Origin of the sequence: Microcoleus sp. LAD1_D5 (genome assembly GCF_036702115.1) — a bacterium.
In the GTDB taxonomy this organism is placed as follows: Bacteria; Cyanobacteriota; Cyanobacteriia; order Cyanobacteriales; family Microcoleaceae; genus Microcoleus.
In genome coordinates this window covers 85317-98748 of sequence record NZ_JAUBSA010000015.1, presented here as the reverse complement: position 1 = coordinate 98748, position 13432 = coordinate 85317, and the positions used below count along the sequence as shown (strand labels likewise).

Here is a 13432-nt window from a genome sequence, read left to right as displayed (position 1 = left end):
TTAAAGGGAAAAACTTTTTGACTCCAACTTTTCACAACTGATAAAAAATTCCACACACATCTGCGGAATGTGGGTTACACCTCAACCCTATTTGTAGTGAATTGCAGATGTTACTACTACGGGTAGTGTAAAAATTTAAAATTTGCCTAAGTCCTGATAGAATTTTCACCTATCGGCGATCACTGACTTAGCAAATTGCAGAGCTTTTCAGCAATTTGAGCTTGTGTATCTAGTGACAATTCACCCAACTCACGCTGAACAACCACTGTAGAAACAGTTACAAGTTGATGCAGCCTGATAGTAGATGGCACACGCAGCCCCGAAGCAGCAAAGTCGGGATGAGAAGCTTCTAATACGATATCTGTTTCCAGTAGATTTGTTGGCAAACGACTTGTAATATAAGCAAGAATCACATGGCGCCGTGATCCCAAAGGCTGACTCAAACAAGCTGCTGGACGCAGTTTGTTAGCCAATAAATCGTCATAGGGAAACGGTACTAGGAAAATCTTACCCTTGGTCATGGAATAGTTTACCGTCAGCTATGGTATAAATGTCTTCTTCTGAGTCCAAGGTCGAACCAAACTTAGGCTCGCTTGCTACTGTTTTAACCCATTCAGGGTCGTGGAATGGCAAGCCATCAGCTAAAGTGTAGATATCTTCTGCTGAGTCTCTCAGAGAATCAAAAGCTGGATTGCGGATCGCAGCTTTTAGCGATTCATATTCTTCTAGTTTTGCTTTGTTAATTATGGCAGCTTCTAGGGCTTCCAGTCGCTTCAGGTCTGCATAAGTAATGATAGCAGCGATCGCCTTTCCTTCCTGTTCTATGACGATTCGTTCTCCAGTATCTTCGACACGGGCGATGAGTTCGGGAAACCTGTCATGGGTTACGGTTACATTTAGTTGAGTCATCTTTTACCTCGCTACTAATTCTTCTATCATATCGTGTGTACTAGCTTCGGTTGAAAAGTGTTTTTGATGCTGTAGGGGCGGGTTTTACCAACAATAATTGCCTAAAACCGACAATCTCATAAACTCGCCCCGCCCACGGGCAAATCTCTATTCTTGAATCAAGGCTTGAAACCGAGTATGCGATCGAATGCTGTCAAAATCCGAGTCAGTTTTTGCCATTTCTCGGTATTTGTCAGGATTCAGATTGATGGCTTGCTGCAAATTCTGGATCGCTTGGTCAATTTGACTCTGTAACGCATAGAAGCAAGCTTTATTATAAAATGTTGCGTCATCATCTGGTTTGAATTCTAAGGCTTTGTCGTAGGAGGCGATCGCTTCTTCCCATCTTCCTAAATTACCCAGTGCATAGCCCCGATTGTTCCAGGCTGCGTGATTATCTGGTTTGAATTCTAAGGCTTTGTCGTAGGAGGCGATCGCTTCTTCCCATCTTCCTAAATTACCCAGTGCATAGCCCCGATTGTTCCAGGCTGCGTGATTATCTGGTTTGAATTCTAAGGCTTTGTCGTAGGAGGCGATCGCTTCTTCCCATCTTCCTAAATTACCCAGTGCATTGCCCCGAGTGTACCAGGCTACGTGATAATCTGGTTTGAATTCTAAGGCTTTGTCGTAGGAGGCGATAGCTTCTTCCCATCTTCCTAAATTACCCAGTGCATTGCCCCGATAGTACCAGGCTACGTGATAATCTGGTTTGAATTCTAAGGCTTTGTCGAAGGAGGCTATCGCTTCTTCCATTCTTCCTAAATCATCCAGTGCAATGCCCCGAATGTCCCAGGCAACGTGATAATCTGGTTTAATTTTTAAGGCTTTGTCGTAGGAAGCGATCGCTTCTTCCAATCTTCCTAAGTTACGCAGTGCAATGCCCCGAAGGCTCCAGGCTGCGTCATCATCTGGTTTGAATTCTAAGGCTTTGTCGAAGGAGGCTATCGCTTCTTCCAATCTTCCTAAGTTACGCAGTGCAATGCCCCGAAGGTTCCAGGCTGCGTCATAATCTGGTTTGAATTCTAAAGCTTTGTCGAAGGAGGCTATCGCTTCTTCCAATAAGCCTAAATCATCCAGTGCCTTGCCCCGATTGTACCAGGTTGCGTCATGATCTGGTTTGAATTCTAAGGCTTTGTTGTAGGAGGCTATCGCTTCTTCCAATAAGCCTAAATTACGCAGTGCAATGCCCCGATAGTACCAGGCTTCGTGATCATCTGGTTTGATTTCTAAGGCTTTGTTGTAGGAGGCTATCGCTTCTTCCATTCTTCCTAATTTACGCAGTGCAATGCCCCGAATGTACCAGGCTTTGTGATCATCTGGTTTGAATTCTAAGGCTTTGTCGAAGGAGGCTATCGCTTCTTCCAATCTTCCTAGATTACCTAGTGCCCTGCCCCGATAGTTCCAGGCTTCATATGAATCTGGTTTGATTTCTAAGGCTTTGTCGAAGGAGGATCTCGCCTTTGTATATTCTTCAGCATAGCCATACAATAAACCTTGTTCATAAAACAATTCTGCTTGTTGTTCGGGTGTTTGCCCATCCTCATCAATTAAAGATTGAATCCTCACCAATTCCCGTTTCCGTTCTTGGGGAGTCAAAGCTAGATAATCTTCTCGCTTCCCTCTTTCGGAACAAGCCTGCTTTGATTCTGCTTGTAAGCTTTCTTCATCCATCGACAACTTAAATAGACTCGATCGCCAATCAAAGAAATCAGGTGCCCGCTGAATAAAATAATCAATAGCAAACTTAGGCAACAGAAAAACAAAACAGATTTTAAAATTATCTCGAAATCGTTCTCGCTGCTGGTTTAAATTAATTAAAACAGGTGGCACTCCCCGCCAACTGTAAGAATAAATATCCTTACTTTCCCAGCCGATATCTTTTTTCTCTTGTTCGTATTCATAAAGTGAATATTCTACACCCTGGACGAATAGGACATTGATGCGATCGCGATTTGGCAACTCTTCAATTAGATTGTAAAAATCATAAACCGATTCCTTCAGCCGCAAAACCTCAATTTTTTGCTGCGGAATATCTCTTTTAACTCTAGCAATCCAGCGTTCTCCCTGCGCCGGCGAACACTCAACAAACAACAAGCTAAAGCCATCTGTCCGCTTGAGAGTGCGTACCAGAGTTAGATATTCTTCCTCCGGTTCTGCTGGTGGCAAATCTTCGTCCCAATCAATTATTTGTGGTTTCATGGCTGCATTAGTGCAATTGCTTCCTTAAATTGCGGAATGCCTTTAATTAGTGGGTGAACATCATACCAAGGCAGCTTTTCTGCTTCATCATCAAAATATCGGTATTCCAAAATACAGCGGTTAAATAGCAAATTGCGGTGCTGTTCGTCATTATCTATCTCGTGAGAAAGAGATACTTTGGCTAAAATTTGCCATTCATCTTTTCCGGGAGTTCTGCGGTAGACATCCCGCTCTTTGGTGATTGCTCTTTGGGCCGCTTTGGCAGTAATTGGCAAATTCTGTGTTTGATTCACAGCTTCTCGCATCATCTTCATCAAATCCCTAACGTGACCTCCACTCATCAAGGACAGCCGTTCTAGGGTTTCTTCGGTGTCAAACAATCCTGTTTCTAAAGATAGATTTGGATCTATTTTTTGCACCCGCTTCTTAATTAACTCTTTAATTTTAGCAAGTCCCGGTTGGTGAGCGCTACCATCTAGATTCTGTACCAGAATCATTGGCAGCACTTGCGGAGTATTGTACTTATCGCTTAAATCAGCAGCGCGGTTAGAATGCACCATGGAAATCGGTACAGTGTAAACGACGTGACAATCTAAAGCTTGGAGTTGTTCGCTGCGGTCTAAGAAAATTTGGTCTAGATTGCTGCGTCCTCCTGCGTCTGCCGCAGAAAATGGCACAATCCGGTCTAAATTATCGGCAATCGCTACCAGTTGCGAATATTTATTGGGCAACTTTTTTTTAGCGTCGCCAATAAACTCATTTAGCGCATCAATCAGCGTTTGTGTTTGGGGTTCAACTTTTTCTCGGATTTTGTGGCGCAGACTCGGTTGAGTTCTCACATTCGCCGTCAACTTGGCAAACTGACTAATTTGCGCCTCTAAGCTCAATTTTTCAAAAGATATTTCTGTTAGCCCTAAATCTTTTAAATCGTCCCAGCGGTCTTTCATCCAATTGAGCAAAGGCTTGGAGTCAGCCTCTTTAATTGCTTCTAATAAATGTCTGGTGCAAGCTAGCAAAATATCTGTATATTCAGTATCTTCGGGATTGATATCTTCCGCGTCAGCCGCGAAATAAACTACAAAATAACCTTTGTTGTTCAAGTGTTGCTGTAGCCGCAGCAATTCGGTTGATTTTCCAGCACCGCGATGTCCTGCATACAACTGGCAAGTCATCGGTTCTGAACGCTCAATGTTGAGGCCCAAGTCTAGGGTAATATTGTCATCTCCTCGCACTTCCCCACAGTCAACATATTGCGGGTCGCCTGCTGGCAAAGGAGAAGATGGGTTAAAGGCGTTGTAGAGGTCTTTTAGTAGTTTTTCTGTATTTTGAGTCATAAATTTTTTTAGTATTTTTGGTTTTTTATAGGCTCAACCGCAGATTTAAGGCAGATGAACACGGATAAATGCAGATAATTATAAGAAGAGCGATCGAATCTATGCAAAAGGCTGGGTGCACATGGCGCACCCAACAATCACTACTTTTAGGCTTGATATTTTTTCAGAATAGCAACTTTTTCGGGGAAGATTTCGATCGCCATTTTGTCATCATAACGAGTCGCGAGCGATCGCCTCACCTCGCCCAAAAACAGCGGCTGCGACAGCCCAGGTTCAGGATGTACAACTGTACGAACCCGGATTGTCATGTAGTCTCTGCCCCGCCCAGAGCGCCCTGGAGAGTACAAATCCGCAGCCGCTTGCTGCATCGTTGCTTCTAATTCGGATTCGGTGATCGAAGGTGGCACAGTAACTACTGTTTGAGCGCCGCCTGTATCGTAAACTAAAGAATAGCGAACTGCACCGGGAATTTCTGTGCGGGAAAACAGTCCCAAACCCAGACCGAATATACTCGCAGCAATTACTCCCATAAAGCTTGTCACTCCTACCAATCGGAAGCGAAAACCCCATTTGAAGATAAATGCTATAACTGTTAAAATAGCCAAAGCTACTGTCAGAATTCCCGCCCATTGGGCGTACATTAAAAGGTTAGAATTTACGCTCATTTGTCAAGTTGGTAATTGGTCATTAGTCATGAGGCGTTTCGGCCCATAAGCAGATAAGTCATCATATCGCCTTTGCCCTTCACTGGAATCACGCCGCGCTCCTCAAAAACGTACTTATCCCGCAGGCGCTCGTAGGTAGCAACTGTCACCTGAATGCTGCCGGGGACGCCTTGAGATTCCATCCGGGAAGCTGTATTTACCGTATCTCCCCACAAATCGTAAGTAAATTTTTTAGTACCGATTACCCCAGCTTCTACCGGGCCTGTGTGGATGCCGATGCGAATGCTGAGCGGCTGACCTCCCTTGGTATGTATCTTAGTCATTGCTGCTTGAATTTCCAGCGCCATTTCGGCGATCGACTCGGCGTGGTCGTCGCTGGGCGTCGGCAAACCGCCAACCACCATATAAGCATCGCCGATCGTCTTAATTTTCTCAAGTCCGTAGCGCTCGGCCAACTCGTCAAAAGCCGAAAAAATCTCGTTGAGCAACTCCACCAATTGGGCCGGCGATAAATGAGCCGAAAGCTTAGTAAAACCGACCAAATCGGCAAACATCACTGTCACCTCAGCGAAACTGTCTGCGATCGTACTTTCCCCGTGTTTGAGGCGTTGCGCGATCGCCTTCGGTAAAATATTTAACAGCAAACGCTCGGACTTTTCCTTTTCCTGCGCCAACTCATGTAAATATGCCTGTTCCTTATCCCGCAGTCGCTTCTTTTCCAGACAAGCGCTAATCCGAGCCTTAAGCAATACCGGATTGAACGGTTTAGAAAGATAATCCTCCGCCCCCAACTCTATACACCGGACGATACTGTCGATATCGTCCACCGCCGAAATCATAATCACCGGGATATGGCGCAACTTTTCATCCGCCTTCAGACTTTCGAGCACTTGATAGCCGTTCATTTGCGGCATCATAATGTCGAGGAGAACCAAATCAAAAGGCTCTGTTCGCAACATTTCCAGAGCTTGCAGACCATCTTCAGCAACAGTCACCACATGGCCTTGACGCTGAAGTCGGCGGGCGAGCAAATCGCGGTTTACCTCATTGTCGTCAACAACCAGTACGCTGCCCTCATCACCTTTCATGTCAGGGCCTCTTTCAGAAGAGTTTCAATTTTACCCAAAAGTCGGGGAAACTCGACCGGTTTAGTGTCGTAGTCGTTGCAGCCGGCGGCAAGACACTTTTCACGATCGCCCGCCATTGCGTGAGCCGTCAGCGCAATCACCGGAATCCTGCTAGTTTCAGGAGCCGCCTTAATTTGCTGCGTTGCTTGCCACCCGTCGAGAACCGGCAGACTCATATCCATCAGAATCAAATCGGGTACTTTCGCGAGCGCCATGGACACTCCCTCAGCACCGTCAACAGCAATAAAGACCTCATGTCCCTTGCGGGCCAGACGCCTAGAAAGCATATCCCTGTTCATTTCGTTATCTTCGACCAACAGGATTTTAGCCATTGGTGTTCTCCTTGCCTTTCGAGTCGTACCTGCGATCGAACCTGTCATTGACTATAGAGCGAACATCGCGCAACAAAGTATCGCAACTGTAGACTCCCTTTTGTAGCACCCGCTCCACGTAGCCGTTTAGCTGCTGGCTTTCGGCCGGTGTCAGGTCTTTCCCCGTGATCACAACAATCGGTATTGGATCTCCAGAGTACGATTTGCGAATTTCCCCGATCAACTCAAAACCATCCATTTCTGGCAGCGTCAAATCCAGTAATATCAGGTGCGGGCGAGCAACTTTTAGCCGATCGAGAGCAGCGCGTCCGCTGTCAGCTTCTGTTACTGCCCAGCCTTGTCTTTCTAGTATGCGTCGCAGTATTTTGCGCGTGGCCACGTCGTCTTCCACAATGAGAATCTGACAGGTCAAATTGTTACTTGCAACGCCGTCTTGGTCGCGTCGGTACTTCTTCAACAAAGCAGCCAGCCGTTTGCCGTCCACTGGTTTGGTGAGGTAGTCCGAGGCACCCAATGCAAAGCCGAGGCTTTTGTTGCCCACAAAGGATAGCAGGATTACGGGAATTTCGGCAAGGTCAGGATCTGCCTTCAGCGCTGAAAGTACCGCCCAGCCGTCCATTCCGGGCATTATCACGTCCAGGGTAATGGCGTCTGGCCGTAGTTGCTTAGCGAGCCGGAGAGCTTGCTCGCCGCCGCCGGCGACTTCTATGTGCAGTCCTTGGCGAGCGAGGGCGCGTTGAATTAAATCCCGCGAGATCGGGTCGTCGTCCACTACCAGCACCGTGCCGACAGCGGGGGCGTCCGGAGGGCTAGTGCTGTCGTGGACTTTGTTGGGGATTTCCGGCTGTTTGATGGCGCTGGGCAAGAGCACGGTGAAAGTGCTGCCTGCACCCAAGCTGCTGCTGACCTCAATACTGCCACCCATCATCTGACAGAAGCGCTGGCTGATTGCTAGTCCCAAACCGGTGCCACCGTACTCGCGGGTAGTCGAGGCATCAGCTTGGGTGAAAGGTTGGAAAACTCGCTGCAATTGCTCTTGTGTCATGCCTATGCCGGTGTCGGCGACGCGGAAACTTAAAAATTCGGAGTTGGAAATTAAAATTTGGGAAGATTCCTCTTGATTTTTCATTTTTAATTGTTCATTTTTAATTCTTTCCACTCCGATCGCAATTCTCCCGTTTTGGGTAAACTTGGCAGCGTTGCTGAGCAAATTCAGCAGCACTTGCCGCACTTTGGTCATGTCCGCGTGCATGGTGTCGAGGTTGTCTGGACAGTACACTTCTAGGGTATTACCGTTTTTCTCGACTAGCGGCCTGGCCGTGGCAACAGCACTTTCAATTAAGGTATGGATGTCGAAGGTTTCTAAGTAGAGATCCATTCGGCCTGCTTCAATTTTAGAAATATCTAGGATGTCGTCAATCAGGGATAGCAGGTGTTTGCCGGCGCTGCAAATTTTTTCGAGGTCGGGGACGGATTCGCCACTGCCCAATTCTTCGGCTTCTTCTTTGAGCATTTCGCTGTAGCCGATGATGGCATTGAGGGGGGTTCTGAGTTCGTGGCTCATGTTGGCGAGAAATGTGCTTTTTGCTCGGTTGGCTGATTCTGCTGCTTCTAGGGCCAACTGCATGGCGGATTCTGCTTGTTTGCGATCGGTGATGTCTTGGACTGTGCCTTCGTAGTACAAAACGCTGCCGTTTTCGTCGCCGATGCTGCGCGCGTTTTCGGAAATCCAGATCGTGCTACCGTCTCGGCGGTATATTTGGGATTCAAATTTTGACACTTGGCGGCGCGCGCCCAATTGGGCCATAAACTCGGCGCGCCGATTGGGGTTAACGTAAAATTGACGGTTGATATCGGTGAGTTCGGCAAGCATTTGGGAACAGGATTCGTAGCCGTAAATTCGGGCTAGTGCGCGATTGCCGCTGAGATAGTGCCCGGTCGGTGTTGTCTGGAATATGCCTTCGACTGCGTTTTCAAAGATGCTGCGGTATTTTGTTTCGGATTGTCTCAAGGCTGCTTCTGCTCGCTTGCGCTCTAGGACATTGGCGAGCATTTCTCCTACCATTTTTAGCTGTGGGGATATTTCGGTTCCTCGATCTGCTGTTTGCTTTAAGGCATCGAATCCGAGAAATCCTACTAGGTTTTTACTACAAATTAGGGGAATAATTATCAGCGATTGGATATTTTTAAGCTGTTTTTTTGATTCTAAATTATTTAGGGAAGCGCCAATCGAAGGTATTGAGGCGGTTGCTGTTTGATTGACTGTTGGGGATGGGGATTCTGTCTGGAATTGGGCTTGATTTTGACCGATAAAATAGGCAATTTCGGCGATCGCTGGGGGCGGGAGTTCGCCGATTTCTGGAATATAGAGGCATTCGGCGCGATCGAGTTTTTCTGCAATCCAAGGGATTTGTGCGATGTCTATTTGTTTGTCGGTGCTGTCTTTGATTGCCGGAATGCTGCCGACACACCACTCGTAGGTTTTGTCGGCGCGGGTTTTGTCTTCTGATAACAGGTAGATGTAACTGCGGTTAAAGCCGGTGAAGGTGGCGATCGCTTCTAGAGTGCGATCGATGCTTTTATCTATTTCTGATAAGGGCTGGCTGATAAAATCGGTTGACAAACTGGCAATCAACTGAGCGAATTCTACTCGATACTGCAAAGATTGTTCTACTTTTTTGCAATCGGTAACATCTCGAAAGCTCCAGACTCTGCCGACTGTCTTCGCTCCGATTTTTGACGGCAAGGAATTTAATTCAATAATTTTTCCGTCTTTAAATTCTAATAATTCGCGGATTTGAGTATCTGGATGGGCCGACACTTTGATCACTTTTTGGAGAAATCTTTGCGGGTCTTTTAATTGTTCCCTAGCGAAGGGGAATCCTGTTTCGAGCGGTTTTTTGACAGTGCCAAAGGTCGATCGGCTCAACTTTCCTTTGCTGGCGGACAAACCCCACATCTCTAAAAATTTCTGATTATAATTGCATATATTGCCGTTTCTGTCAACCGCTATAATTCCCGCATCTGTAGATTCTAGAACTGCTTGCAGCATCGAGATCGATCGCTGTTGTTCTCTAATCTCAAAAAACACCAAGACTGAGATTTCGCCGCCCTCAACTGCAGGATTGAAAAAATAGGAAACTGGTAAAATCTTGCCGTCGCGACACAAAAACTCGTCGTCCCAATTGTTGCAAGGTTGACGGGAAGCGATCGCCTCTTGTAAATCTAGTGTAGGTGCGATCGTCGCATCTTCACTTTTACTTAGCGACTGTTTCGGAGCTGTCAAAAGTGGGGATTTCTTGCCTTTCTTTTGCTTCCCGATGCGCTCTAGCAGGGAAACGCCTGCTAGTTCCGACTCTCGCCATCCCAGCAAGCGTTCTGCCTCTGGATTCACCGAGATTACACAGCCCTTCGCGTCAAGGATACACAATCCCGCCCCCAAACTGTTGACAATCCCCCGCAGTCGATCGAATTCTGAAGCTGTTGGAGAGTCTTGAGGGGACTGGGGCGAGTCAGTTAAATCCTTTAATGCCACCATCTCCAAGTTAAAACAATCTTCCTGCTGAAGTTCTTGCTGACTCTGAACTCGGTCATAGCTACAACTTACCTGCTCTAATAAAAGCTGCCACTGCTCAGCAGTGGGAGGGGGAGACTCGCTGGCTAAACCGAGCTGTTCGAGTTGGCGCTGGAGGTGGGGGTGCATATTTTCTGGCGCTTTGTAGGCAACTTTCTACAGTATATCTTTTTAATTAATAGTATATATACGCACCTATACAGTTAAGGGAAAATTAGGGGATCGAACCCGCATCACAGGTTTTATCGAGAAGCCGATGGAGGAGCTCTGCTATCCAAAATTTTTCAAAATGCCCTAATTATATTGATTATCTGTACTTTTAAGGGTTGTCAACAAACCAATGATCTGAATGTCGGCAGCACGCTCAAAAATAATATCATCTTATCAAGTGAACTTACGCTCAAAAACTCGGTGACAGCCAAACAACGATCGCGGGACGCTCGCACTGCACTGGAAAAATTCTTATTTTAATGCAAGCGGAAACGATTTCATGACTTTTCGTACTTACTTACTTATAACTTAATTAGGGTTAGATAGCCCCACCTAATCTTCGAGTTCTATATTACGAACACCTACTAAAAAAACTGAGTTAATAATGTGACAAATTATGTTTCAAATTTCCCTAACTGCTAGCGAAATAATCAGCTAAGTGAGGAGGCAAATAAAATTTGCAGGTCTCGAAAATAACTGTCAAAAAAATATTATTGGTCAGACTTTTCAGTTGAGATTGAAAGGTCGGTGAAAATAGCTGGCAGCCGAATGGTAAAAGTAGAACCTTTGCCCACCTCGCTGAATGCAGTAATGTCTCCGCCCATCATTTCGCAGAATTTCTTAGTAATCGTCAGCCCCAAACCAGTGCCGCCGTACTTCTTAGTAGTTGAGGAATCGGCTTGGGTGAAAGGCTCAAAGATTTTGGCTAACTGTTCGGGACTCATGCCAATGCCGGTATCTTTGACCGTAAAAATGATCCAATCTTGAGCGGAAGATAAAAGAGACAAGCTATTTTCAGCTTGGCCACCTCCTCTATACGCTCCAAGTTTTTTGCCTTTCTTGGCAGCGTCGGCGGGGATTTCGACCGATCGGGTAACGGCGAAGGTAATCGCGCCGGAGCGAGTAAATTTCGAGGCATTGCTGAGGAGGTTGAGCACAGACTGCCGGAGTTTAGTCAAGTCGGTCTGCATCGAGCCAATATCATCGGGGCATTGTATTTCTAGGATATTGCTATTTTTGTCTGCCATCGGCGCGATCGTGGCAACTACTTCCTCAACCAGAGTGGAAATGGTGAAGGTTTCGAGGTGGAAGTCGATGTGGCCTGCTTCAATTTTGGTCAAGTCGAGAATATCTTTAATCAGGTCTAGTAGGTGCTTGCCGGCGGTATTAATTCTCTGGAGGTCGTCAATGAATTCTTCGGCACCGAGGTCTCGGGCGTCTTCTTGCAGGATCTCGCTGTAGCCGATGATGGCGTTGAGGGGGGTTCTGAGTTCGTGACTCATGTTGGCGAGAAAAATGCTTTTGGATCTATTTGCAGCTTCGGCGGCTAATGCGGCCCGGCGGAATTCTTCGGAACGCAAGCGTTCGGTGATGTCGGTGGTCATGATTAAAACGCACTGAGTGGTGCCGAGGTGGATGAGTTCCACTGACAGCAGCCAGTCGCGCACTTCGCCGGCTTTGGTGCGAATTTTGATTTCTTGGTTGCTGATTGAATTTTGTGATTGCAAAATCTGGGCGAGCCGCCCCCCGTCTTCTGAATTGACAAATATTCCTAAGTCGCTGGGAGTGCGGCCGATAAATTCGTGCCGCAGCCAGCCTAATGAGCGCAAAAAGCTTTCGTTGGCATCGAGGAAGCATCCGTCTGTGAGGGTGCAGATGCTGATCCCGACTGGGGAGGCGTGAAAGGCCTTGGAAAATCTTTCTTCTGAAGAACGCAGGGCGGCTTCGGCTTGCTTTCTGTCTGTGATGTCTTGGACGGTGCTGGTGATGTAGAGGGAGGTGACGGCGGCTTGTTCGTAGACTGTGCGGTTGCTACCGTCGGGGAGTATGAGTCTGTAGTCGATGCTGTAAGGCTGTTGCTGAAATAAAGCGGCTTCGATCGAGGTTTTGACTAATTCTCGGTCTTCAGGGTGCACGTATTCCAAGAAGGCTTCCAGGCTGGGTTCAAAAGTTCCCGGTTGCTGTCCCAGGATGCGGTAAATTTCCTCTGACCATCGCAATTGCTGGGCGTTGCGGTCTAAGTCCCAGTTGCCTAGCTGGGCGATGCGTTGGGCGTTAGCGAGGCTGGCTTCGCTGGCCCGCAGGGAGGCTTCTGCTTGGTGGCGTTCGGCGACGGTGGCAGCTAAAACTAAGCCGGTGACGGCGATGACGGCGATGAAGGCTTGCAGGGATAACAGCGCTTGGGGGATACTGCTGGCGTGTTTGAGGAAGGGGCCGCTGCCTCGGGCTATACCCCAGATGGCGAAGCCGCAGAGGATGAGGTTGGAGAGGGCGGTGTAGCGCTGACCGAATCGAAAGGCTGCCCAAACTACTAGGGGAAATGGTAAGTATTCGAGGGGATAGCGGGCGTAGGCGGCGCGGGTGCGGGAGCAAAAGACGAGCCAGCCGACTGCTAGTAGCAGCAGCAGCCAAATCGCTCGTTCAGCTATCTGTTTGCGATGGGTGGGGACTTTGGGCAATTGTTGCCACGTCAGTAGCAGCGGGGCGACGAGCAAAATTCCCATAGCGTCTCCCACCCACCAAGTCCCCCAAATCGTGCCAAAATTGCTCCAGCTAGATAAACCGGTCAGGCATACGAGGATGCTGCCGATGCTGGAGTTGATTAGAGTAGAGCCCAAGGCTGCTAGTCCGACTATTCCTAAAACGTCTTTGAGCCGATCGAGCCCTGCGCTAAAGTTAATGCGCTGCAGTAGATAAGTTCCCGCCCACGCTTGCAGGGTTCTGGCGCCTGCCGAGATCAATGCCGTGCCGATGTTGGCCGACGGTACGCTCATGCTGAACAGGAAGCCTCCGATCGCGATTCCCGGCCACAGTTGCCGCCCAAACAGCAGCAGGGCGACTTGGGCAATTCCTGCTGCTGGCCACATCGGGTAAATTTCTGAACTGAGGGTGAGGGTGGAAATTGCGAATTGCGACGCCCAATAGTAGACCAGGGCGATCGCGCCTACTGCGAGGAAGTACCGCCAGGAATGTCCTTTGATTGGGTTAAGGAACTTTGTCTGCATGGTCGTTTGGGGAAAAGGTGGACGGTTGTTGGGGTCTC

The 13432-nt window shown here is 47.8% G+C and carries 9 protein-coding genes; all 9 read right to left on the bottom strand.

The genetic code is table 11. From position 1 onward, the window contains the following. Positions 1-179: 179 nt before the first annotated feature. Complete coding sequence (locus QUA70_RS09710; protein WP_333346460.1) at positions 180-521, bottom strand: type II toxin-antitoxin system PemK/MazF family toxin; 342 nt, start codon at positions 519-521, stop codon at positions 180-182. After that, entirely contained in the window at positions 508-909 is a 402-nt protein-coding gene (locus QUA70_RS09705) for a type II toxin-antitoxin system Phd/YefM family antitoxin (RefSeq protein WP_333346462.1), read from the bottom strand. Before QUA70_RS09705 ends, QUA70_RS09710 begins: the two co-directional genes overlap by 14 nt. A 147-nt stretch (positions 910-1056) precedes the next feature. Beyond that, entirely contained in the window at positions 1057-3147 is a 2091-nt protein-coding gene (locus tag QUA70_RS09700) for a tetratricopeptide repeat protein (protein ID WP_333410388.1), read from the bottom strand. Then, positions 3144-4481: an ATP-binding protein gene (locus tag QUA70_RS09695; protein ID WP_333346466.1), complete on the bottom strand. Its 1338-nt coding sequence runs from the start codon at positions 4479-4481 to the stop codon at positions 3144-3146. Before QUA70_RS09695 ends, QUA70_RS09700 begins: the two co-directional genes overlap by 4 nt. A 146-nt stretch (positions 4482-4627) precedes the next feature. Beyond that, positions 4628-5146, bottom strand: a complete 519-nt coding sequence (locus tag QUA70_RS09690; protein ID WP_333346468.1) for a Ycf51 family protein — start codon at positions 5144-5146, stop codon at positions 4628-4630. Between the two features lie 26 nt (positions 5147-5172). Beyond that, positions 5173-6234: an adenylate/guanylate cyclase domain-containing protein gene (locus tag QUA70_RS09685; RefSeq protein WP_333346470.1), complete on the bottom strand. Its 1062-nt coding sequence runs from the start codon at positions 6232-6234 to the stop codon at positions 5173-5175. Next, on the bottom strand, positions 6231-6605 hold the full coding sequence (locus QUA70_RS09680) for a response regulator (RefSeq protein ID WP_015177895.1): 375 nt from the start codon (positions 6603-6605) through the stop codon (positions 6231-6233). Before QUA70_RS09680 ends, QUA70_RS09685 begins: the two co-directional genes overlap by 4 nt. Beyond that, positions 6598-10308 carry a response regulator gene (locus tag QUA70_RS09675; protein ID WP_333346472.1) on the bottom strand — a complete coding sequence of 1237 codons (3711 nt, stop codon included), beginning with the start codon at positions 10306-10308 and terminating at the stop codon, positions 6598-6600. The genes QUA70_RS09680 and QUA70_RS09675 overlap by 8 nt, the downstream gene beginning before the upstream one ends. 572 nt (positions 10309-10880) lie before the next feature. Next, positions 10881-13394, bottom strand: coding sequence for an MASE1 domain-containing protein (locus QUA70_RS09670; protein WP_333346475.1), 2514 nt, complete (start codon positions 13392-13394; stop codon positions 10881-10883). Positions 13395-13432: the final 38 nt, after the last annotated feature.